Origin of the sequence: Rhodococcus sp. IEGM 1307, from assembly GCF_030056915.1 — a bacterium.
GTDB lineage: Bacteria > Actinomycetota > Actinomycetes > Mycobacteriales > Mycobacteriaceae > Rhodococcus_F > Rhodococcus_F opacus_D.
The window spans coordinates 17,220-38,754 of the sequence record NZ_JASHKW010000025.1; the positions used below are offsets into that span (position 1 = coordinate 17,220).

Genomic DNA, 21,535 nt, shown 5'->3' on the forward strand with positions numbered 1-21,535 from the left:
CTGTTCCGATCGCGGTCGCCGGCGGAGTGCGGATGGCGCACTATCGGTCTCCGGCGAGCATGTACAGGTCGCGTCGGCAGGCCGGGCGGACTAATCCTTACGGTCGGGCGATCCGGTGACCCAAACGTCGGTGCGGGCCGCCCGGATCCGCATCATGCCGGAGTGCCGGGTGGTCGGCATGATCCCCGGCAGCAGGAACCCCCACATCTCGTCCACCCGCTGCTCGAGATCCACGCGATGGGTCAGGACCTGAGACAGGGTCTGGACCCCGGTGAACGCGCCGATGACGAACCGCGCGAACGTCGGCGGGTCGATAGTGTCGACAAGGACGCCTTCGGCGACCGCACGCGCCGCCAACCCTTGACAGGCGGCGATCCAATCCACGTACGGGCCCGCGGGGCCACGGTCGTCGGCGCTGAGCTCGAGGGTGATGCGGATCCCGGCCCGCACGATCGGATCCTGCACGATCTGCCGGGTCATCTCGTGGCAGAGCATCACGATTTGCTCGATCGCCGACGCCTCCTGCGCGGCGATGGCCTGCACCGCGGAGATCGAGATCCGGTGCTGCTCGGCGATTATGTGCCGGGCCAAATCCTCCTTGGACCGGAAATGAAAATACAACGCCCCCTTCGTCATGCCCGCCGCCTCGAGGATCTCGACGAGACTGGCGCCCTCGAACCCGGACTTGTCGAACATTTCCGCTGCCCCGCGGACGATCTGCGCCCGGGTCACCGCCGCCCGTTGCTGTTGCACCATGTACCGCACCTTCCGTGCCCTTCGCGCTGCAGCACGGTGACTTTCGATCGCACCCCTTGCAGCCTGCGCGACGCTACCACCGGCACCGGTGCGCCTCACCTCTGGAAAACCCCACGTCCACCTGCACAGCCGCCGACACCCGCTCACACGAAAAACAGACCACCTTGCCGCTTCGTCGGTGAGCTCCGCCCGGTCAGCTCCAGCGCCGTCGCTACTCGGGCGTGTCGCTATCGGCGGTCGCGGCACTGCTCGGCGATCTCGTCGGCGTCCCGTGCCAGCCAGGTCAGCTCGCCCACCGACCCATCCCCGGGCAAGAGCAGATCCGCCCATCGGCACTGCGGCCCGCGGACGCACACCAACGCCAACCCGGAATCGGACAACGTCTGCCACAGCTGCGCACCCACCGGCGACCCCATATCCCCATTCAACCGCAACCCACCGCACTTACCCGACGAACCGACCGGCCAGTCCGACCTCGAACACCCGCACCCACCACCGGGCACTGTGCACCACACGCCGACGATCTCTCATTGCCCGGGCGGGCAGAGGTCGGCACCAGGCGAGCCGATCGGTCAGGCACCGAATCCGCCCCGCCGCAAACACCCGCACTCGGATGCACGATGCCGACGCAGACGTGCTTGCACCGACGGCCGCCAGCCGCAAGTATGGCCCACCGAGAAAGCCATGTGACATAGGTCACGCTCGGGCGATTGGAGTGGGCGGCGGATCTACCATTTCCTCGCACCGGAACCCGAAGGAGCAGGTCACCAAACCACTACGGCGCCAGCCAAACCTGAACTGGCTAGCAGCAATTGGTGCACACACCGTTCCGCCGAGCTCCGTCGATCCGGTCGATAAATTCACACGCCCGCAGCACATCCGAGGAGACATCAGCGACGCCCACCACCCAGGCACACCAACGCGGAACCGCACCGCCCGACCAGAGTACGCCTCCTCCCCGGACGCGCACCGCGTGACGAGCGCCGTCAGGACTCCCGCGGCGGGTACCTGCTGTATGTCCCGGCGAGGCCCGGCCGGAGCGGACGACACTCCGACCGGGCCGCTTCGGCTCACCTGCGCGTGACTGCATCTAGGGCGGCCTCCGGCGCGTATGTCACAGCGGCCGACATGGTTTCAGATTACGTTGATCCTTCAGATGCAGGCTCGGCATCAAGGGCTCAGCCCGCCCCGCACGGACGCCCGCGCACTCCCGGCTTACGTCGTCGGCTTCACCCGACGCAGATCAGGACACCCACGACCGCTACTGCGACCAGCGAGGCGGCGCCGCAGATCAGCCACGCCCGCGTTGCCAGCTGCCGCCACCGATCGCACCGCTCGTCCACATCCGCGACAGCGACCGAGCCCACCGGATTCGGGTGGGACGCCCGGGACTGCGCAAGGCGGCGGACCTTCGCGTCCGCTCGTGCCGCCACACCGAACGAGACGGGCACCACCAGAAGTGTCACCACCAGCAGATCAACCATGAAACCTACGCCCGTCCCAAACATCATCGTCCCTTCCACAGCAAACAGGGCCCGTCACGCGTATCGCGCGTTGTTCACCGGTTACGCGGAGCCACGGGCACAACCACGCCCCTGTCAGCTCTATCGCCGAACTGCCACCTGATGTTTCACTCGCTGGCATCGGCGCAGGACCATGAGTGGTAGCGGGCCTATACGCCGGGCATCGGGAACTTCCACACTGCCACCACGACCACGCCCATGATGAGCCCGGCGTACAGAACAGTGCCAACCACCCCGACCCGCAACGTATTCAGCAGACTTGCGCCCCGGTTCTCGGCGATCCGTGCCATGACAACTCTTCTCTCACGTGCAGATAATTCTCGACTGCCACGTCGACGACGCGCACCAGCCACTTTGGACCGACTTCGACACCTGCACATTGGCCGAAATACCTACACCCATACCCGAAATTAGGTCTGGAGTATTGGGTCTCAGCTTAAGGTTGCAACCGAACACCCCGAGCACCAGACTTCTCCCAACAATTCAGCTGTGTTCTACATCACACGGTGGGCATCCGAACCATGCCTGGCCAAGCATTTCGCGACACCAGCACAAATCGTGCGAGGTTTTCCGACCAGCCCACCAGCAGTGGACCGACCGGGCCGTTGGTCGTCAGCGTCCACGGCAAGTGAGCGGTTCGCCGCACATACTCGATTGCACCGAACAGCTACGAATACGCCCGGACACGCTGCAGCACAGAACAACCGGTGGACAATACTTGATTGTCGCTCAATCACTCGATGCCGAAATCCGCCGGCACTGTTGTGGCGAAGCAGAACTCATCGGGTCCGGCGGTACCCACCCCCTGTCGCCGGCTCGCGCCGACCCTTGACCGAGAGACCGGCCACCGGATCGCGCACAGTGACAGCAACTTTGAAATCGCACTTACTGGTCGGTAATTCAAGGGTGCGAAAATAGTGCAATGGCATGGATCACACTCCCTGGACTTCCATGCTCCGGCTCATAAAATCGATGATGCGCTGCTCGTTACTGCGTGCAGGTTGTCCGTGTAGCGCCCCTGCCAGCTGATATCCATCGTTGGCGGGGGCTGCGCCTGGCCGCACCACCACGCATCAACCGGCGCCGCCGCCCCGTGGGCACCCCCCCCGACACGGCGACACCCGGCTGACGTTTCACCCTCGGAGCGAGCCACCGTCGCCCCCATCTCGTCCGTCTGCGCACGCATCGCCTCGACGCCGCCTCCCTGCCGTCCGGACACGACGCAGACCATCGGCATCCCCGAAGTCGGCAGACCGCTTCCCACTCGTACACGAACCCCGTTGGCCACCAGTCATAGTCGGCCCCGTTTCCCGCTGTCACACCACTGAGCCGACACCGACAACCAGCCCCACGGCTGACATCCCCACACGACGCCGCAGCGTGTATGCAGTCCCACGAGGCGGGCGAGGAACGAGCGCACAGATCGCTGCCATACTGTGTCCCCGGTGGGAATCGAACGAATGTCACTGGAATTGCCGGCCGGCGCGGTCCGTGACGAGGCGGAGAAAGAGGCGGTCGCACAGTTGCGGACCGAGGGCGTCCGCAACTGGTCCGATCTGTCCCTGCAGACGATCCTGACCACCGATTCGCCCGGGATCAGCCGGTACACCTTCACCTACTGGGTCGACGACAACGACCGTCACTGACCACCCCAGCGATCACGGACGCAAACTTTTCGACGCGGCCGCGTCGCCGGCCTCTACCTCACGCCGCGCTCCGCCCCGAATCAGCTCCAGGGCTGTCGCAACATCGGCGCGCCGCTATCCGCCGGCACGCGGGATCAGGGTCCGAGCGCGGCGTTGTGCGCGGTGAGAATCGCACCCAACAGGTAGTGCCCGTCGGCGGATTCGGGCGCGATCACACCCCCGACGGCGGTGACAGCCGGGTGGGTGTGCGCGGCCGGGTCATCGGCCAGCATCCAAGCGAGGGCGTTCTCCTCGTGCCGCGGCCGGTACTGCACACCATCGACATCGGGGTTCGCGGCGAGGATCGCGGCAACCCACCGGCGGGTGTGCAGATACCCGGAGGGGTCGCACTTGGACAACCAGGCGCCGCCGTTGAGCCGGGACGCCCCGGTCCCGGTCAGATCCACCACCCGGACCGTGCGGGGGTCCGCAGTTCACTCAGCACCCGGCCGGCGATCTTCGCTCGCGGGATCAGCCGAGGTGACTGATCGACCGGCAGGTTGCGGCACAGTGTCTCGGCAACCGCCGCGGCCGGAATGTCACCGACGTACAGGTACGCGTACGAGCCGTCGAGACTGTCGAACCGGCCCCCGACCCGCACTCTTGGCCGGGCGGTGGGGTTCAACTCCGCGGCGCCGCGGGTGGCACTGTGGATGCGCCACAGCGAGGTATCGGCGGGAATCGTGGTGATCAGGGCAGCAGGCAACGGGGTGGGTGGATCCGGGTAGGTCACTGCCGATTCAGTCCTGGATCAGGTCGTCGGCCATGTCCCGCAGATCCTGCTCGTGCCCGCCGGCGACGGCCAGCGCCGCCGGCGATCGCGGGTCGTCGGCGAAGTCGGTCGGACTCAGCCACCAGGACGCCCCCCCCCCCCCCCACGGGTCGCCTTAGCGCCGAGGGCCCGGTTGATCTCGGCGACGATCGGGCGGACCTGCCGACGGTCGGCATCGAACTGGAACGCGGGGTACAGCTTGTGCCCCGATACCGGCAGCGCGATCACCGTGCCGGCCGCCGACAGGCGGCTGGCGGTGTTCCGGCTGGTGGCTGCCTTGCCCAGGACACGGCTGACGGCGGTGGAGTCGAGCATCTCGTGCTGGTCGACGATCGAGTTCAGCACGGACGCGACGATCCGCGTGCGGGCCACCGCCGCCGCGGCCGGGTTGGCGACCGCACGCTCCTGCTGCCGTGCCAGCGCCGGGCTCATCGACAGCAGCGCCGTCACATCGTCCCGGACAGGACGCAGAGCCGGCCGACGGGAGAACTCCTCGACCAACAGCTCCACGAGGTCCGGATCCGACAAGGCATGGATCGAGTCGCGGGCCCGCTCACGGTTTGATTGAGAACGGTCAGGTTCGGGCGAGACGCCTGGTCATGGTCGCGATGGTGGCGACGAGAACCATCGCTTCGTGGTGTTCGGGCTTGGCCTCGTAGTCGCGGACACAGCGGCGATATTTGTTGAGCCAAGCGAAGGTCCGTTCTACCACCCAAACTCGGGGCCGGACGTGGAATCCGGTATCACCGGGCTTGCGTTTGATGATGCCGACCCATAGGGCCAGAACACTGTTCGCCCAGCCGAGTAGGCGTCCCGGGTAGCCGCCGTCAGCCCACACCAGCTGGATCGGGGCCCGTGTCGGCGACCGGGACAGTCTGCGAATCGATGATCGCCGAGGTCGGACAGCGATCCTTTCCGGCGCGCACCCGCAGCCGGTCGCGCAGGGTGTCGAGGATGCGCTGCCAGACCCCGCCACGGATCCAACGCACGAAGATCGCGTACACCGTCCCGACCGACGGAAACTCCACCGACAGTTGCCGCCACGCGATCCCACCGCGAACCAGGTACAGGATGGCTTCCAATATGATTCGGCGGCAATGCTTCTCAGGTCTGCCGCCGCGACCCGCGGTGTTGCCCGGCGCCGGCAGTAGCGGTTGCAGGATCCCCCACTATGCGTCGGTGACCGACGACGGGTACGCCGCGCAACGGTGCCCGCCCGCCGTGTGGGGCGGACACGACGGGCACGGTGAGATGACCGGCGATGGCAGGGGTGGGCTCCTCGATTCGGCTGCGGGCGTCGACCTCACCAACTCAACCAGGAGCCCACTTCCATGCACTGACCACCGCAGACGCACGCCGTCGTCGAGTTCTCAATCACGCTCTCATGACGGGAGTACGGATACGTCGAGTCTTTCCTCCGGAATCGCCCTACCAATCACGGTGCATTTACTGATCGAGATGTAGAGTTGTACGCCCGCGCGTTCGCCCAGGCCGGAGCAATCCGTAGCACGCTCGAGTAGTACCCGGGCATTCGAGCGAGATGCCGAAGACCGCCGCAGTTTAAACAAGAGCCTCTCTCCATCCCAGTCCTCGCATTGGGCGGCGAAAACCGGTGCGGCCTAAAGATTGTGGACATAGTGTCCCGGCGCGTACCGGGGACACAGGCTCGAAGTCACTGCGACCGGAGCGTCAAGGACAGCTACCAGCGGTTCCAGTGGCTGAAGTTCCTGTCATCGGCGCGCGGGGCGGGCTTGAAGTCGGTGCCGACCGTGTAGGCGATGGGGGTCAGCGCGACTTGGACGGTGTTGTCGAACGGGAGGCCGAGCAGGTCGGCCATCTCGCGCTCATAGGTGAGGTGAGCAACGGTCCACGCCGTCCCTAGGCCGCGTTCCCGCGCGGCGAGCATGAAACTCCAGGCCGCGGGAATAACCGAACCCCAGTTGTGCGCCTGCCCGCGGATCGAGTCGAGCTCCGCGCGACGGGCGACCCGCACCACCGGAATCATCAGTACCGGCACCTCGTGCAGATGTTGGACCAAGTGGCCGAGGCTGCCCCGAATCCGTCCCCACTCCGACGAGGAGAAGCTCATCCGGGTCGGAAGGGGGGCGGAGTTGTGCTCGTCGGGAGCGCCAGCCATGAGCCCGGCGCGCCAGATGTCGGCTGCCTTCGCCTTCGTTGCCGGATCGTCGATGAAGATGAAGTCCCACTGCTGCTGGTTGCGGCCGGTTGGTGCCTGGGTGGCGACCTTCACGGCTTCCTGGATCAGCTCGCGCGGAACGTGTCGGGTCAGGTCGAGGCGCCTGCGTACTGCGCGCGTGGTGGTGAGCACCTCATCGGCAGTGAGCCCGAGAGCTTGGTTGGCCTGGCTGCTGTTATTCACTGTGTTGCTCCTGGTCGGCCTTAAGGGATAAGGGTTTCACGGCGGCTAAAGCGCTTTATTCGTGACGGGCAGCGCCGCGTCGAGCAGGGCGGCTGCCGCATCGCGCGCAGCACGCACCACCTCGGGGTCGTGGTCCATCTGTAGAGACTGCGCGGCCCCGTCCCACAAGGCATGGAGTTGTATCGCCAACGTCGAGGGATCAGCTGCGCCCGCCTCTTCCGCCAGGTCGGCAAAGGTCTTGCGGATCCACCTGCGATAGTCCGAGGCCGCGGTGTCCACGCTCGCCGCGTGCGACTCGGCAGCGGCGTGGGCGAAGGCGCATCCGCGATATGTGCTGTCGGCGGCGAACTCGGCTTGAACGTCAAATGGCGCGAGCACCCGTGCCCGTGGGGCTCGACCGCGTGCGATAGCGCGTCGGAAGTGCTCCCTCATGGCATCGTGTCGGTCCTTTAGGTAGGCGGCTACCAGCTCGTCCTTGGAGCCGAAGGCGTCGTACAAACTGGCCTTCGCCACCCCTGCCCGTTGGAGGAGTCGACCGATGCCGACGCTTCGGATCCCATCCTGGTAGAACAGTTCCGCGGCGGCGGCGAGCAGCCGCTCGCGAGGTGTACCGTCCGCGTCGATTTGCATCTGACTCAACCTTCCCTTTTGCACGCACAACCGTCGCCAAGGCGACAGCGCTGAGAATCGCCAATCTATGACCAAGCCCGCCGCTACCCCGGGTCGGCGGCATCCCCACAGGCAGACCGGTCAGCATGGAGCATAGGTTAGCGCAGACAGACCAGTCTGTCTAGACGAGGAACGATTGTCGTCGACACATTGGAGGTCATCGGCGTGCGCACTGCACGATCTCGCCGAGGACCTAGCGAACACCGTCCAGGATGACGCTGGTGGCGATGACGATCGCCAGGGAGACGATGCGGTGATCGACAGGAGCCTCGACCTGTGTGGCGTCGAGGAACAGGTAGGGAAGCGGATGCGATCGAGCGGGTTTGGAAGCGTCCAGCTGTCGTGGTCGCCGACGCGACCGGGTCGATGACGTGGCGCTGCTGTAGGTGTTCGACCGACCTATGCACCCTTGCGATTGCTCCTGCGGGCTTCACCTTAAGTCACGTCCGCCATCTCGACGGCTAGCCACCCGGTTACTGACCGGGCCCGCAACGCGCATGCCGCTGCTCGTCGGGATCGGCGACCACGTGCGGGTCGACATCGAAGACGCCATCATCGAGGTCCACGGCCACAGCAAACAGGGTCGAGCTACGGCTAGTTCGGTGTGCGAGGCCTGAATCGCGACCGTCACCACCGGCCGCCCGCACCTGACTCGTCGCCCACGCCTCCGAAAAGCCCCTGTGGATCCCCCGTGGGGCCGCATGCCTGGTCGCTGTCACACTCTCCACCGTCCGCAACCTCCACACACCCGACTCGGTACGAACGGTGTAGGCGCGGGCCGAATCCGCATTCTGCGACCAACCGAGCCCGCGGCGGTTAGCGGAGCCGATGTGTCGGTGACAGTTCGGCTCGATCAGAGAGTCCGAACGCGGCCATTGCCCGGATTCCCGGCGACAGTTGGACGTCGCTCGAATACACCGACACAGTCTTCGATGAGACCCGCGGCATCTAGCCCTCACGGGTAGAGATCGCTGAGGTCCCGTTCGCCGCGTTCGGCTTGAGAAAGACCGGTGAGTAAGTTCCGGAAGGCTGGGTCGTGCGCCGCGTCCCAGGCCTCAACGCCACGACTAAGGACGGCCAGGTGACGGTCGTTCGACAGCTGGCGCCGCCACGCGTTCTTCACCAACAGCCACCTCGACCCCGTCGCCGCGGACAAGACCGACCACGCCATCATCGAAAAAGTCCACGTCGTCCTAAAGAACTCCACTTGACCCTCGCGCTGATTTCGGCCAACAGCGCGTGGGTCGTGCCGGTGACCATGGCGTTCAACCTCATTCTCGCCGTCGCGGCTATCACGGACCATCGACTGGGCGAAGTCGATCGAGGCTAGTGCCGCATCAAGCAACGTTTGCCCGGTTGACGATCTCTCGTAGTTTCTCGTCGGCGGCGTGCTTGTTTCGCCAGTTGATGTCGCGGCGGATCACGCTGGCCTGTTCCTTATGGGAGCCGTGGTCGTGCCGTCGAGCGCGAAGTACCGCAGAGCGGTGAACTGCGCCTCGATCCGGTTGAGCCAGGAACTGTTCGTTGGGGTGTAGGCGATCTCGACATTGTTTGCCTCCGCCCAGTCCGCGACCCGCCGGCACTTCTTGGTGGTCAGGTGCGGGGAGAAGATGTCGCAGACGATCGCCAACCGCACCTGTTCCGGGTAGAGGCCACGCAGGTAAGGGCAGAACTCGTAAACTTCGTCCTCGTCTTGGTCGGCTTGACGTGCCCGTAGAGCCGGTCGGTGGCCAAGTCGAACGCGGCGAACAGATGACGCACCCCGTGTGGTCGGTTGTACGTCGCCCGCCGCCGGCGCCGCGGCCCACGTTCGGGATCTTGGTGCCTGCCGCCGCGCTGCGCCCACTGCCGACCCGGATGCGGCTGCAGGTTCAGCGCGCCGAACTCATCGAGACAGAACACCACCTCCGGCTCGCCGGCTCGGGTAGAACCTCGCCGTCGGCGATCGCATACAGATGCTCCACGCGGGCCTTCTTGACCTGGCACTCCGGGTCGCGCGACCGTTTCCATGTCTTCACTTTTGAAAGGAGACGCCCGCCTGATGAAGCAGAACCCGCAGGCCCTCATGGCTGATGTCGTCGACCACCCCCTCGGCGACCAGGAACTCCTCCGTTGTAGTTCGCGTACGCCGCGGCGGTCGGGAAGCGGCTGGCGCGTCCGGTGCGGCCGATCAGCCGGGCGGCGGTGACCGGACCGATCCCGTCGACCTCGCGTAGGCGGGTGCCGTGCTCGTCGAGCACTTGGGTCATCTACTTCTCGTTCTCGGCGAGCTGACCATCGAGGCGCGTAGCAACGCGTGTAGCTGATTGACGAGACGAGTTCAACTGTTACACATGTTTGTTCGACGCTCGTCAAGCAGCGCCAGGATATCGGTCGGGCCCTCGGGATCGACCGGTCGGGCGTCGCCCTGTAGGGCGGCGACACATGTGGCCGCGGCGGCGTCGATGCGGTCGTTCTTGCGTCGGCCGCCGCGGGAGAGTTGCCGGATCCGGGCGGTGGAGGTGGTCGGGACGTCGAGGACCAGTAGCCACTGATCATGACCGACCCGAACGCCACCGCGGCGATGGTGCGCGCAGCCCTCGACCTGGTGGGTGTTCTCTCTGCTCCACGATCCATGCCGCGATCTGCGTGCGAGAAGTAAAACCTAGCTTGGAGAGGATGTGCTCGACGTGCCCCTGGGCGGTGCGTTGAGAAATGACGAGCTTGTCGGCGATCGCCCTATTGGTCAGGCCTTCGGCGACAAGTTCGGCTACCTGCTGTTCCCGCCGCGTGAGGTTCGTAAATCCCGGCTCTGCCGAGATATTGGCGCTGCCCTTCTCGTCGAGGGCGTCCGCTGCAGCGTCTTCGAACCGCGTTCCGCGGCCGTCCCGGAACTCCGCCTCGAACGCGCGGTCGCCGATCACCCGGCGGGCCTTTTGCTCAAACCGGGCGTGCTGGACGCGCAGGTTCGGGTAGATGGCGCTCGGGCTCGCTGCCGTCTTCGCGAGCGTTTCCGCAGCACCCATCAGTCTAGCGGCACGCCGGTGAGCTCCCTCATCCACCGCGATCCATGAGAGGACCTCTATGCATCCTGCAGCGGTTGTGCGGTCGTCCACCGACCGAGCGAGCTGCAGCCCCTGCATGACCAGATCTTTCGCACGGGAGTGCTCTCCACGCTGCCGGGCCCTTATCCCCGCACCACACAGCGCCCATCCTCGGTAGACGGACTCGCCTCGCGACTCGGTGAGCGCCACGGTCTCCCGCTGACACTCCTCGCTCCGCGTCTGGTTTCCATCCGCGTCACTGGCCAGCGCGAGCCCTAACAGCGACCAGATCATGTACAGCAAGTTGCCCTCCTCGCGGAAGACCGCGAGCGAGGATTCGAAGTGGCCGCACGCGGTGGCAGGCTCCTGGGCGAAAAGAGCGTGACGTCCGGCGGCATCGGCCATGAGCGCCACGCCGGTACGATCGTCGAACGTCGCTGCTAGAGCGCCCCCGCGCTCCGCATAGAGAGCCGAGGCATCCGGGTCGCCGTGCAGCCCAGACAGAACACTCAGCACGTATAGCGCCGTGATCCGCTCTAGACCGGGTTCGCCGCCCTGAACGGCCAGAAGCTGCGCGAGCCACCGCATTCCCTCGCGCAGCTTGCCCCGCACCCGCCAGTACGGGTACAGCGCCGTCGCCATACGAAGTCCCGCGTCCGCCTCACTCGCACCAGTGAGACAGAACTGCAGAGCTGCACGGATGTTGGGTTGCTCGGCGTCGAGGCGCGCGATCCAGGCCACCTGCCGCGGGCTAATCCAGTCGAACTCCGCCCGCAGCACCAAGTGTTCGTACCAGTCCCGGTGCCGCCGCCGCAGCGATGCGAACTCGCCGGTCTCCTGCAATCGATCGGTACCGTAGTCGCGCAACGTCTCAAGCAACCGGTACCGCACCGCTCCCGCGGCCTCTTCCCGAATCAGGATCGATTTGTCGATCAGGGACGCCACCCCGTCGACAGCCTGGTCCGAAGTCATGGTGTGGGCGCAGATGCCTTCCACTGCGTCGAGCTCGAAGCCGCCCGAGAACACTGTCAGCCGTCCCCACAACTCCCGCTCCGCCCGCGTACACAACTCGTAGCTCCAGTCGATACACCCCTGCAGAGTTTGCTGCCGGGACGGCGCCCCCCGGCTGCCCGTGGTCAGGAGGGAGTAGCGGTCGGTCAACCGTTGCAGGATCTGCTCCACCGACATCACCCGCAGCCGCACAGCCGCCAATTCGATCGCAAGCGGCAGACCGTCCAAGCGACGGCAGATCGCCGCGACCACGTCCCCATTGCTCTCGGTGATTTCGAAACCCGGGACAGCCGCACCCGCGCGTTCCCTGAACAAGTTCATCGCCTCGTAGTGGACGAGCCCCCCGCCGACCGCCGACCGCTGGTTCGGTTCCGGCAGCGTCAGCGGCGGCACCCGGAGCGTCGCCTCTCCCCCGATTCCGAGCGATTCCCGGCTGGTCGCGAGAATCCGCAAGTCCGGGCAGCTGCGGAGAAGAGAGCCGGCCAGGGCGGCTACCGGTTCGACGAGATGCTCGCAGTTATCCAAAATGAGCAACAGCTTCCGTGCCGCCACGTACTCGACAAGCTGCGCTTCGGGGGTTCCCCGGCCCTCGCGCAGGTTCAAGGCCGACAGCACCGCGTCGACAACCGCGCCCGTGTCGTACAGTTCGCCCAACCCGACCGACCACACACCGTCGACGAAGGCGCGACTCGAATCAGCAGCGACCCGCAGTGCGAGCCTGGTCTTTCCCACACCCCCCACCCCCGTCAACGTTACGAGCCGCGACATGGAGAGCAGACGACGGACCTCGGCGACCTCATGGCGGCGGCCGACGAAACTCGTCAGCTCATAGGGAAGGTTTCCCACGTTCGCCGTGCCACCGGAAGGCATGAAAACCGTCACTTTCGTCGCACATACCCCTGCGGACCACGGTACCTCCGCCGCAGCGGCGCGAGGTGGCTTGCCGACCAAGTAGCGACCGGGTCCGGTCGCCCACAAGCAGTGTCTCCACGATTCCACAAGGGGCGGGGCGGCAGGGTAGAGTTACACTCCGCCGTCGCTCTTTGATCGTCCGCTGCCGCCACATACTGGTGTCCATCGGCAGGCTGGCGAGACTGCCCGACTGCCACTGATAGTGCATGTCTTGTTGCAGTCGCGGGTCCTCAGCAGAAGCCAGACAGCACAACCGCGAAGGGTCGTGCATGAACAACCCGAGAATCAGTAGCGCTGAACGTCGGACTCCGACAGCGATGTTGCCAGGAACACGAAGGGCACACAGGCGAGGGCGAGGCCGTTCTGGCCTCGAGAACGCGTGGGTGAACGAGGACGGGAACCTTAGCCCTCGTCGTCGAGAAGTGGCATCGTGATCGGTGAGGTCCCCGTGGCGGTCCTCGGAGGACATACTTCGCAAACACCGTTTCCCGAGGCCGGGTTGGCCCCGTACCCTGTCACAGGGGCCGTACTTATCTCTCCTGATCGATCACTTCGTGCATGCCGTGGCTGCCACGTACACCCGCGCGTTCGCTTGGCGCCGAGGGTGCTAGTCGACATGCAGTGCGACCTCAGCGTGCGGCCAGGGCAGATCGGATTGTCTCTCGAAGCCATTGCGTTCCTGGGTCGGGCAGGAATCGCCGATAGGTATACAGTGCGATTTCGACCTCGGGAACCGCAAACGGGAGATCAAATGCCCTGACATCAGCGATCTTCGAGAAGGACTCGGTTACAGACTTAGGAATGACGGAAAGATACGGCGTCGTCTCGACGAGAACCGGGAGAGCAGCAAAGTGCGAGATTCGGAGGGCGATGTCGCGGGAACGGCGGAGATTGGACAGTGCCCCGTCGACCGCTGTATGTCCGCTTGACTGGTCTACAACAATATGTCGTTCCGCCAGAAAATCATCCAGTGTCGGTTCGTGTCCGATTCTGGGTGGTTGAGTTGCATAGTCCGCAAAAGCCGTCGGTTTGTAGTACATCACGAGTGATGTCATCGTGATCGATCCACGACGTACAGATCTCCGCATCCGTTTACCCCTGTCGCAACTCCGTCTCGAAGACATCGTAATCCAGTGGCGTGACTTGTAATTCGACGTTCGGGGCGGTCTATTGCTATCCGGGCCAGGATGGGTGGCAACAGAACCGCTTCTCCGAGGTCGGTTGCGTGAATCCGGAACTTGCGGGTAGAGGTTTCCGGTGCGAAGACACCCAGGCCTGAAACAGTGTTCTCTATGGCCTCTACGAGCGTCGGGTACATCGCAACAGCGCGTTCGGTTGAAGACCATTAGACGGGCGACTGAACAGATTGTCATTGAACTGTTTGCGGAGACGACCGAGCGCGTGGCGCACTGACGGTTGGGTGATCGACATACGTTCAGCGGTTCCGGTGACGCTGCGTGTCTCGTAGAGCAGCATGAAGGTTCTGATCAGGTTCATATCGATCGTCGACATCGAAACATACCTCTTCCACGAGACCCAACTCCTGCCGAGACTGCTCTGTTCGTAATCGCGCTGAGATTTGTCCTCCGCGACTATTGGCGGCTCCCCGGGAAGCATGGACGGTTGAGGCGGCGCCTCAGGATCGGCGCAATCCGGAGAAGGTGAGCTGGACGACGGCATCGGCAATCTCTTCGGCCGACCATCCGGTACGTGGCTGATACCACTCAATCAACGAGTTGACCATGCCGAACACCAGACGACTGGTGAGTGCGGGGTCGATGCCGGGCCGAAGGTCGCCCTCCTCGGCGGCGGCGACGACGACCTCGCTGACGAAGGAGTCGAGTTGCCGGCGGCGGGCGAGGGCGCGCCGTTCGACCGCGGAGTTGCCGCGGACTCGCAGCAGCAGCGTCACGTACGGCAGTTCGACGATGAGGAGCTCGGCAGTTCGCCGCACCATGTACTCGAGCCGGTCGATGTTCCGGCCCGTGGAAGCCTGCTGTTCGGTAGTGACGGCTAAGAGCGCGTTGAGGGCCCGCGACAGCGCCAGTTCCAACAGTTCCGCCTTGCCGGATACATGGTGGTAGATCGACGACTTGGTGATCCCCAACTCCTGGGCCAGGACCTCCATACTGGTGCCGTCGTAGCCCTTGTCGTTGAAGACCTTCACGGCGACCGCAAGCAGGGAGTCGAGGTCGTAGCCGGGGCGGCCGGGGCCACCGGTGCGGCGCGTGGTGCGTGCCGTCGTCATGGGCGCAAAATCCCTTCCAGGTGCAACGTGTCTAGCAGTAGAGCGCTGTCCATCGAGCCGAGCCGAGCCGGAGGGTCGGTAAAGCCACGTCGATACCGACCGTGGCCCGCGCGCCGGCCTCCGCCGTCACGAACTGGACCTAGACATCACGACCCGACGCGGTGAATTCTTGTTCGTTGCGACAAGCATCGCTTTTCCTGCGTCGCAATCGGCCGATCGGGCAGCTACTCCAGATTTAGCGCGAGTTGACCTCGAGAGTACACTAACGACCATTAGTAAGCCGTAGGAGTTGACTATGAACGAGTTACCCACCGCAGGCACGGGCAGCTCACCCTTCCTGCTATCCGAAGGCCGGTCGGTGTCTCAGCGAATCGCCGAGTTAGGCACACTCCGCAAGTACCGCCCCGGCGAGTTCGTATATCGGCAGGGTGAAAGTTCGTCCTACTTTCACCGCGTGGTGAGTGGTCGAGTACGGATCTTCATGAGCAACCCCGACGGATCGGAACGCGTGCTCTCATATGCCGAACCTGAAGCAAGCTTCGGAGAGTGCGGATGTTTCGACGGCATACCTCGATATGCATCGAGCGTCGCGGTCGAACCGTCCGAGGTGCTTGCCATAAGCCGTGGCTCGGTACTGGCCGCGGCCCAGAACGATCCGGAGATTCTGCTCGAGATCGCACGTCGGCTCGCCCACAAGCAGCGCGTGCTGAGCTTGCATATCGCAACCGACGGGCTACCCGTCCGGGCCAGGGTTGCGCTGTTGTTCAACCACTTGCTCGATGCTTACGGTGAAATCGAACCGGACAAGTCAGTCCGATTGTCCGTCCGGCACCGGATCGATGACCTTGCGCTGTTGATCGGCGTCACTCGTGTGACGATGAGCCGGGAGCTCTCCCATTTCGTCAGCGAGGGAATACTTCTCAAAGTCGGCCGCGACATCGTGATCGTCGATCCTGCCGCAATCCGGACCCTTGCCAGCGAGTACTTGATGTGACTTGGGGCATGTTTTTGTAGCTTAGGCGACAGACGGCCGCTCCTCGCGCAGGCACTCTACGTAGAACAGCCTCAGCCCGGCTTTCAACCTTTCGGAGTGATGATGACGACAGTGGAAGTGCAACCGCCCGTGAGGGTAGGGAACGTTCCGGCGAGCCTCGATGACCGCTACGAGCTCGAACAGGGGCACATCTACCTCAACGGGATCCAAGCGTTGGTGCGTATGCCGATCGAACAGGCACGACGCGACAAGCTGGCCGGGCTTCGCACCGGTACCTTCATCAGCGGCTATCCGGGATCTCCCCTCGGCGGATACGACCTCATGCTGCAGCGGAGCCGGAAGATCCTCGACCGCTACGGGATCATCCATCGACCCGGTGAGAACGAGGAACTAGCGGCGACGACCCTGATCGGAACCCAGCTACTCGACCGCTATCCGCACTCCCGCTATGACGGAGTCACAGGAATCTGGTACGGCAAGGGCCCCGGTCTCGATCGATCCGGAGACGCGCTGCGCCACGGAAATTTTGGCGGCACGTCAGCGAACGGCGCCGTTGTCATCTTGAGCGGCGAGGACCACGAAGCCAAGAGTTCAACCTTGCCTTACGAGCAGGAATATGCGTTCGCGCACGCCGGCATCCCCGTGCTGTATCCGTCGTCGGTAGAAGAGTTCATTGCCTATGGACTGCACGCGGTGGCCATGTCCCGGTACACCGGCCTATGGGTTGCCATGAAGCTGATCGGTCAGCTCTGCGACGGAGGGCAGACGCTTGATCTGTCGCCCACCTCGCCGCAGATCATCGTGCCGAAGTTCGAGATCAACGGTCGCCCGTTCCGCAAACTGCAGGACAACATGTTCTTCCCCGGCAAGACTGTCGAGACTGAACGTCACGTCTTCACTGAACGACACCCCGCTGCGGTGGCGTATCTTCGCGCGAATGGGATCGATCGTGTCGTCACCGGCGGCAAGAACGACAAGATAGGAATTTTGACCGCGGGCAAGAGCTACGCGGACACCGTTCAAGCCCTCACCGACCTCGGTATCAGCGAAACCGACCTCGGTAGGGCCGGAGTGCGGCTAATCAAGCTCGGCTGCGTTTACCCTGTCGATGCGGAGTTCATCCGTGAATCCGTGGTAGGCCTCGAACAGCTGATCGTTGTCGAAGAGAAGCGCGGCACCCTCGAGGAGAAGGTGAAGGACGCGATATGCAACATGCCGTCCCGCCCCCAGGTCTACGGAAAGCGTGACCGTCACGGTAGCGTACTCTTCCCGGAGTACGGCACCATGGAATCCGACGACATCGCCACCAGCCTGGGTCCCATTCTCCAACCCCGCGTGCGCGAATCCGTCACCATCGAGAATCGGATTACCGAACTCGCCGAAGTAAAGGCGCGTGACTACACCGCCATCATCAAGCGCGCCCCGAACTACTGCTCCGGTTGCCCACACAATGTGTCGACCAAGTTGCTCGATGGGCAAGTCGCTTGGGGCGCCCCCGGCTGCCATATCTTCGCGGCTCTAATGGATGACCAGCCGCACAAGAAGATCGACGCAACATTTCCACTGGGCGGCGAGGGTGTCGGATGGATCGGACTACACCACTTCACCGACATGGATCATGTCTTCCAGAACCAGGGTGACGGCAGTCTCTTCCATTCGAGCTACCTCAACATTCGGTTCAGCATCGCCGCAGGCGTCTCGATGACCTACAAGATCCTCTACAACGGTTATGTCGCCAACACGGGGGCGCAGAGCGCCGTCGGCGGCAAGGATGTTCCCCGCCTCGTTGAGATGCTGGCCCTGGAGGGTGTAACGAAGATTGCAATAATCGCGCGGGATCCGTCGGTGTACAGCAAGCGCCGCCTTCCCGCGATTGCGCACGTGCACGGTGCCTCCGACGTCGATGATGTGCTCGCCGACCTCGCGAAGACCGAAGGTGTCACCATTTTCCTCTACGACGGCGAATGCGCCAACGAGCGTCGTCGACAGCAGAAGCGCGGCAAGGCCCCCAAGCCTTCGGAGTTCATCGTCATCAACGAAGATGTATGTGAGAACTGTGGTGACTGCGGCGAGATCACCAACTGCATGTCACTGCACAAAGCTGATACCGAGTTCGGGCCGAAGACAAGAATTCATCAGTCCTCGTGCAACCAGGACACTTCGTGCCTCAAGGGTGACTGCCCCTCGTTCTTGACTGTCCGCAGCGAGGCGGGCTTGGCGAAGCCGAACCCTGCCGTCGTTGATGCAGATGGCATTCCGGATCCCGCATTACCCGAGCTCACCGGCCCCTATCACGTCTATATCCCTGGTGTTGGCGGCACCGGCGTCTTGACCGCGAACTCGTTGCTGTCCTGGGCAGCGATGCTCGACGGACTCGAAGTCATGAGCTACGACCAGACAGGATCCGCACAAAAGTGGGGAGCTGTCCTCTCCAGCCTCGTTATCAGTCCCGGCGGGCACTACAACGCTGCCAACAAGGTGGGACTCGCGCGAACCGACCTGTATCTCGCGGTGGATGCAATGGCCGGCGCCGACAAGGTCAACCTCGATCGATGCTCACCCGGCCGAACCGCTGCGCTTATCAACACCGGGCTTCTGCCGAGCGGTGACATGATCCGCGACGTTGACCTCACCGTCGATATCGATGCCCTGATCGAACCCATCACCAGGTTCACCAACTCCGAGCGCTCGGTGACGGTGGATGCGAAATTGATCGCCGAGACACTGTTCGGTGACTACATGGCCACGAATCTGGTCGCCATCGGCTTCGCGTATCAGGCTGGCCTCCTGCCGATCAGCGGCGAAAGTATCGAATCTGCAATCCAGTTGAACGGCACCGCGGTGCAGCAGAGTCTGCAGGCGTTTCGCTACGGACGTCTCGCGCACACCGACCCTGAACGTGTACGCAGGTTGATCACGCCGGAACCGCTCGACTCTGAGGCGGAGTACACCAACCGACGCGCCGGCCTTCGCCCGTCGGAGCGGGCAGCCTATGACGCGCTCGTGTCCAAGACTGCCCACCTCGCCGAGGAGGACCGCCGACTGCTGGCCATCCGCATAGCGGAACTGATCTCATTCCAGAACTCTGGTTACGCCGAGCAGTACGTCGATTTCGTCCTCGACGTTGCCGAGCAGGAAGTCGACCGTCTCGGCTCGCCGACCAATCTGGGCGTGACGCGGGAAGTGATTCACCACTTGTACAAGCTCATGGCGTACAAGGACGAGTACGAGGTCGCGCGACTGCATCTGCGTACCTGCCGCGAGCAGAAGGTGGCGGGGATGTTCGCAGACAAGCCGAAGATCCGCTATAACCTTCATCCCCCGGCGCTCAAGGCTCTTGGGATGAAGAACAAGATGTCGGTGTCGGAGCATCTCCTCAATCCGGCGTTTCGGGTGTTGGTATCGATGCGCGGGCTCCGCGGACGCCGAATCGATCCGTTCGGGCGCGATCATGTTCGGCGGGAAGAACGCCGTCTCATCGGTTGGTACCGCGATCTCGTGACCGAGTCGATCGCGCAGATGACGCTCGCGAATCGTGATGCAGTCCTGTCCCTCGCGCGGATTCCGGACATGATCCGCGGCTACGAAGACATCAAGATCAACAACATTGCTGCGGCTGAACACCAAGTCGAGGTTCTGCGGGGACAACTGAAGAACCGCATGACTCTGCCCCTCATCACGGTCAAGGAGAGCAAGTGACAACTACCGAAACGTCGACGGTCTTCAGCGGCGAACTCGACAAAGACACCGCACTCGCTACCGAGCGGCTGTCTGAACTCGAAAGTTCGCGGACCGCGCTCCCACCGAAGGCCAGCCGTTCGAGCGTTGAACAGCAGCAGGCTGATGACCTACTCACCCAGGGAAGTCGTCTGCGAAACGACTTCATGACCTTGCACACGGCCGAGGTGTATGACCGTCTCACTGACGGCTACCGTCGCGAGCTGCGAGTTTCGGACCTCGCCTATGCGGCGTCCGAGCAGTTTCCCTTGCTTGTTCCGACACGGGAGGCAATCGCGGAGGAACGTCAGCTACCACTGAAGCACAAGGACGGTGCCTCGATCGCGCAGGGGATCTTTGTATCCCACGTACTCAACGATGAGCGGGCCGGGTTTCACCTTATCCATTCGATGACTCAACCGACGCCTGAGGCGGTGAACCTTCTTTCGGAGTTCCGAGAGACCGATCGCATCGAGCTCGGTACGTGCTATCTCGAACGTGTCGGCGAGGTCGGCTACCTGACGCTGAATCATCAGAAGTATCTCAACGCCGAAGACGATGAATCGACATATGCGATGGAAGTGGCCACCGACATCGTGCTCCTCGATGATCGGATCTCCGTCGGAGTGCTGCGCGGAGCACATTCTGAGCACCGCAAGTACACCGGCCGCCGCGTCTTCGACAGCGGGGTGAACCTCACGAAGCTCTATCACGGCCAGGTATCCCTGATCGAGTTTTTCATCGAGCGCGAATTGGGCCTGCTCAACAAGTGGTACCGCGGGCACTCTCTCGGAGACGGCGCGGTGTCGACCGTCGAGCACCGGCGGGAGAAGCCGTGGGTCGCGGGGGTCGAAACGCATGCCATCGGTGGTGGTTGTCAGTATCTGCTCGTCATGGACCGGGTGGTGGCGCAGGCGGGGTCCTACTTCAACCTGCCGGCCAGAAAGGAAGGCTTCATTCCAGGTTGCGGCAATCTACGCCTTCCCCGCTTCGTCGGCGAGCGCGTGACTCGGCAGGGCATTTTCTTCAACCGAGAAATCTACGTTGATTCCCCGGAGGGCCGTCTCGTCGTCGACGACATCGTCACTTCCGAAACGGCGATGGACACTGCCCTCGAGCATGCCGCGCACGAGGCGATCGGGACCGGACCCGTCGGCGTGAATGCGAACCGCACTCAAATGCGAGTCGGGGTCGAACCCATTCAGGTTCTTCAGCGTTACGTCGCGAATATGGCCCTCGGGCAGGCGTATTGCATGTCCAGTCCTGCCATCATTCGCAATCTCGAGCTCGCGTGGGATCCGAAGCGGCGCGGTGGTGTCAAATGAGCACCCCCGACAGTCAGGACGCAGTTATCACGGCGTCCAAGTTACGCACGGTCGTGGAGAGCGACTGCGTGGCACGGGGCGGCTATCACGTGTTGTCCACGCCGAATGTCATCCAGTTGATCGAGGAAACTGCTGTCGACGCACTGCACCAGGTCGTGGAGACGGGGCAGTCGAGTGTCGGAAGTCGCCTCGAGATCGTTCATTCGAAGCCGACACTTCTCGACCAAGAAATCACCGCGACCGTATCGGTGCGGGAGATCGATCGCCGTCGCTATGTATTCGATGTCGAGGTTCGTGATGACGTCGAGTTAATCGCCCAGGGCACCCACGAACGATTCGTCATCGATGAAGACGTGTTCGGACGAAAGCTCTTGGCGAAGCAACACGTGACGGCGACGCGCTGATCGAACGGGTACACCCCTGGAAGACCTCCACGGAGTGAGTTCTCATGAATGCCGCGATGTCCACATTCCCGGGCCAGCCGACCGGGAATGTGGCGTCGCGGCTTCCTGCTGTCCAG

23 protein-coding genes and 1 pseudogene are annotated in these 21,535 nt (G+C 63.6%); 6 read left to right on the top strand and 18 right to left on the bottom strand.

From position 1 onward, the window contains the following. Nucleotides 1-90 precede the first annotated feature (90 nt). The 4 genes from QM841_RS35480 to QM841_RS35495 all read right to left on the bottom strand — a co-directional run bounded on the left by QM841_RS35480 (nt 91) and on the right by QM841_RS35495 (nt 2,569). Nucleotides 91-756 (bottom strand): ScbR family autoregulator-binding transcription factor, encoded by a 666-nt coding sequence (locus tag QM841_RS35480; protein ID WP_283335567.1) that lies wholly within the window; start codon nt 754-756, stop codon nt 91-93. 227 nt (nt 757-983) lie between these two features. Beyond that, a complete protein-coding gene (locus QM841_RS35485; protein WP_283335569.1) occupies nt 984-1,172 on the bottom strand; it encodes a hypothetical protein in 189 nt (62 codons plus the stop codon). An 813-nt stretch (nt 1,173-1,985) separates the two neighbouring features. Beyond that, nucleotides 1,986-2,267 carry a hypothetical protein gene (locus QM841_RS35490; RefSeq protein ID WP_283335570.1) on the bottom strand — a complete coding sequence of 94 codons (282 nt, stop codon included), beginning with the start codon at nt 2,265-2,267 and terminating at the stop codon, nt 1,986-1,988. A gap of 161 nt (nt 2,268-2,428) precedes the next feature. Beyond that, nucleotides 2,429-2,569 carry a hypothetical protein gene (locus QM841_RS35495; protein ID WP_283335571.1) on the bottom strand — a complete coding sequence of 47 codons (141 nt, stop codon included), beginning with the start codon at nt 2,567-2,569 and terminating at the stop codon, nt 2,429-2,431. 1,155 nt (nt 2,570-3,724) lie between these two features. Between QM841_RS35495 and QM841_RS35500 the strand changes: the two genes are divergently transcribed. After that, complete coding sequence (locus tag QM841_RS35500; RefSeq protein ID WP_283335572.1) at nt 3,725-3,925, top strand: hypothetical protein; 201 nt, start codon at nt 3,725-3,727, stop codon at nt 3,923-3,925. Between the two features lie 134 nt (nt 3,926-4,059). On the opposite strand, the gene QM841_RS35505 is transcribed toward QM841_RS35500, so the two are convergent. From QM841_RS35505 to QM841_RS35545, 8 genes are all read right to left on the bottom strand, one after another. Further along, nucleotides 4,060-4,371, bottom strand: a complete 312-nt coding sequence (locus QM841_RS35505; protein ID WP_283335573.1) for a hypothetical protein — start codon at nt 4,369-4,371, stop codon at nt 4,060-4,062. Continuing rightward, nucleotides 4,362-4,697, bottom strand: a complete 336-nt coding sequence (locus tag QM841_RS35510) for an RES domain-containing protein (protein ID WP_283335574.1) — start codon at nt 4,695-4,697, stop codon at nt 4,362-4,364. The genes QM841_RS35505 and QM841_RS35510 overlap by 10 nt, the downstream gene beginning before the upstream one ends. Before the next feature lie 114 nt (nt 4,698-4,811). Further along, entirely contained in the window at nt 4,812-5,246 is a 435-nt protein-coding gene (locus QM841_RS35515) for a hypothetical protein (protein ID WP_283335575.1), read from the bottom strand. Nucleotides 5,247-5,310: 64 nt separating this feature from the next. Further along, the gene (locus QM841_RS35520; RefSeq protein WP_283335576.1) at nt 5,311-5,574 is read right to left on the bottom strand and encodes a hypothetical protein; all 264 of its coding nucleotides are present in this window, start codon (nt 5,572-5,574) and stop codon (nt 5,311-5,313) included. After that, complete coding sequence (locus QM841_RS35525; RefSeq protein ID WP_349307445.1) at nt 5,564-5,899, bottom strand: transposase; 336 nt, start codon at nt 5,897-5,899, stop codon at nt 5,564-5,566. The genes QM841_RS35520 and QM841_RS35525 overlap by 11 nt, the downstream gene beginning before the upstream one ends. Nucleotides 5,900-6,435: 536 nt before the next feature. After that, the gene (locus QM841_RS35530) at nt 6,436-7,116 is read right to left on the bottom strand and encodes a nitroreductase family protein (RefSeq protein WP_241962013.1); all 681 of its coding nucleotides are present in this window, start codon (nt 7,114-7,116) and stop codon (nt 6,436-6,438) included. A 45-nt stretch (nt 7,117-7,161) separates the two neighbouring features. Next, nucleotides 7,162-7,746 (bottom strand): TetR/AcrR family transcriptional regulator, encoded by a 585-nt coding sequence (locus QM841_RS35535; protein ID WP_283335577.1) that lies wholly within the window; start codon nt 7,744-7,746, stop codon nt 7,162-7,164. Between the two features lie 994 nt (nt 7,747-8,740). Next, nucleotides 8,741-8,908 carry a hypothetical protein gene (locus tag QM841_RS35545; protein WP_283335578.1) on the bottom strand — a complete coding sequence of 56 codons (168 nt, stop codon included), beginning with the start codon at nt 8,906-8,908 and terminating at the stop codon, nt 8,741-8,743. An 84-nt stretch (nt 8,909-8,992) separates the two neighbouring features. Between QM841_RS35545 and QM841_RS35550 the strand changes: the two genes are divergently transcribed. Next, entirely contained in the window at nt 8,993-9,115 is a 123-nt protein-coding gene (locus tag QM841_RS35550; protein WP_283335579.1) for a hypothetical protein, read from the top strand. A 90-nt stretch (nt 9,116-9,205) separates the two neighbouring features. Here QM841_RS35550 and QM841_RS35555 read toward each other — a convergent pair whose 3' ends face one another. From QM841_RS35555 to QM841_RS35580, 6 genes and pseudogenes are all read right to left on the bottom strand, one after another. Further along, the gene (locus QM841_RS35555) at nt 9,206-9,421 is read right to left on the bottom strand and encodes a hypothetical protein (protein WP_283335580.1); all 216 of its coding nucleotides are present in this window, start codon (nt 9,419-9,421) and stop codon (nt 9,206-9,208) included. 463 nt (nt 9,422-9,884) lie between these two features. Beyond that, nucleotides 9,885-10,393, bottom strand: a pseudogene (locus tag QM841_RS43600) (transposase); the annotation flags it as partial. After that, a complete protein-coding gene (locus tag QM841_RS35565) occupies nt 10,320-12,689 on the bottom strand; it encodes an ATP-binding protein (RefSeq protein ID WP_283335582.1) in 2,370 nt (789 codons plus the stop codon). The pseudogene QM841_RS43600 and the gene QM841_RS35565, both read right to left, overlap by 74 nt. A 671-nt stretch (nt 12,690-13,360) precedes the next feature. Beyond that, complete coding sequence (locus tag QM841_RS35570) at nt 13,361-13,786, bottom strand: LysR substrate-binding domain-containing protein (protein WP_283335583.1); 426 nt, start codon at nt 13,784-13,786, stop codon at nt 13,361-13,363. A 244-nt stretch (nt 13,787-14,030) separates the two neighbouring features. Continuing rightward, on the bottom strand, nt 14,031-14,243 hold the full coding sequence (locus tag QM841_RS35575) for a LysR family transcriptional regulator (protein WP_283335584.1): 213 nt from the start codon (nt 14,241-14,243) through the stop codon (nt 14,031-14,033). A gap of 124 nt (nt 14,244-14,367) precedes the next feature. After that, nucleotides 14,368-14,979, bottom strand: coding sequence for a TetR/AcrR family transcriptional regulator (locus tag QM841_RS35580; RefSeq protein WP_283335585.1), 612 nt, complete (start codon nt 14,977-14,979; stop codon nt 14,368-14,370). A gap of 295 nt (nt 14,980-15,274) precedes the next feature. On the opposite strand from QM841_RS35580, the gene QM841_RS35585 reads away from it, so the two are divergent. From QM841_RS35585 to QM841_RS35600, 4 genes are all read left to right on the top strand, one after another. Then, complete coding sequence (locus tag QM841_RS35585) at nt 15,275-15,973, top strand: Crp/Fnr family transcriptional regulator (protein ID WP_283335586.1); 699 nt, start codon at nt 15,275-15,277, stop codon at nt 15,971-15,973. Between the two features lie 111 nt (nt 15,974-16,084). After that, nucleotides 16,085-19,672, top strand: coding sequence for an indolepyruvate ferredoxin oxidoreductase family protein (locus tag QM841_RS35590; protein WP_283335588.1), 3,588 nt, complete (start codon nt 16,085-16,087; stop codon nt 19,670-19,672). Further along, the gene (locus QM841_RS35595; protein ID WP_283335589.1) at nt 19,669-21,015 is read left to right on the top strand and encodes an enoyl-CoA hydratase/isomerase family protein; all 1,347 of its coding nucleotides are present in this window, start codon (nt 19,669-19,671) and stop codon (nt 21,013-21,015) included. Before QM841_RS35590 ends, QM841_RS35595 begins: the two co-directional genes overlap by 4 nt. Next, nucleotides 21,012-21,419 (top strand): thioesterase family protein, encoded by a 408-nt coding sequence (locus QM841_RS35600; protein WP_283335590.1) that lies wholly within the window; start codon nt 21,012-21,014, stop codon nt 21,417-21,419. The genes QM841_RS35595 and QM841_RS35600 overlap by 4 nt, the downstream gene beginning before the upstream one ends. Nucleotides 21,420-21,535: the final 116 nt, after the last annotated feature.

Excerpts from the sequence above, each read along its gene's own strand:
- QM841_RS35495 (WP_283335571.1), bottom strand. The coding sequence starts at position 2,569 with ATGGCACGGATCGCCGAGAACCGGGGCGCAAGTCTGCTGAATACGTTG.
- QM841_RS35570 (WP_283335583.1), bottom strand. The coding sequence starts at position 13,786 with ATGACATCACTCGTGATGTACTACAAACCGACGGCTTTTGCGGACTAT.
- QM841_RS35480 (WP_283335567.1), bottom strand. The coding sequence starts at position 756 with ATGGTGCAACAGCAACGGGCGGCGGTGACCCGGGCGCAGATCGTCCGC.
- QM841_RS35575 (WP_283335584.1), bottom strand. The coding sequence starts at position 14,243 with ATGTCGACGATCGATATGAACCTGATCAGAACCTTCATGCTGCTCTAC.
- QM841_RS35535 (WP_283335577.1), bottom strand. The coding sequence starts at position 7,746 with ATGCAAATCGACGCGGACGGTACACCTCGCGAGCGGCTGCTCGCCGCC.
- QM841_RS35585 (WP_283335586.1), top strand. The coding sequence starts at position 15,275 with ATGAACGAGTTACCCACCGCAGGCACGGGCAGCTCACCCTTCCTGCTA.
- QM841_RS35580 (WP_283335585.1), bottom strand. The coding sequence starts at position 14,979 with ATGACGACGGCACGCACCACGCGCCGCACCGGTGGCCCCGGCCGCCCC.
- QM841_RS35565 (WP_283335582.1), bottom strand. The coding sequence starts at position 12,689 with ATGCCTTCCGGTGGCACGGCGAACGTGGGAAACCTTCCCTATGAGCTG.
- QM841_RS35485 (WP_283335569.1), bottom strand. The coding sequence starts at position 1,172 with ATGGGGTCGCCGGTGGGTGCGCAGCTGTGGCAGACGTTGTCCGATTCC.
- QM841_RS35600 (WP_283335590.1), top strand. The coding sequence starts at position 21,012 with ATGAGCACCCCCGACAGTCAGGACGCAGTTATCACGGCGTCCAAGTTA.
- QM841_RS35490 (WP_283335570.1), bottom strand. The coding sequence starts at position 2,267 with ATGATGTTTGGGACGGGCGTAGGTTTCATGGTTGATCTGCTGGTGGTG.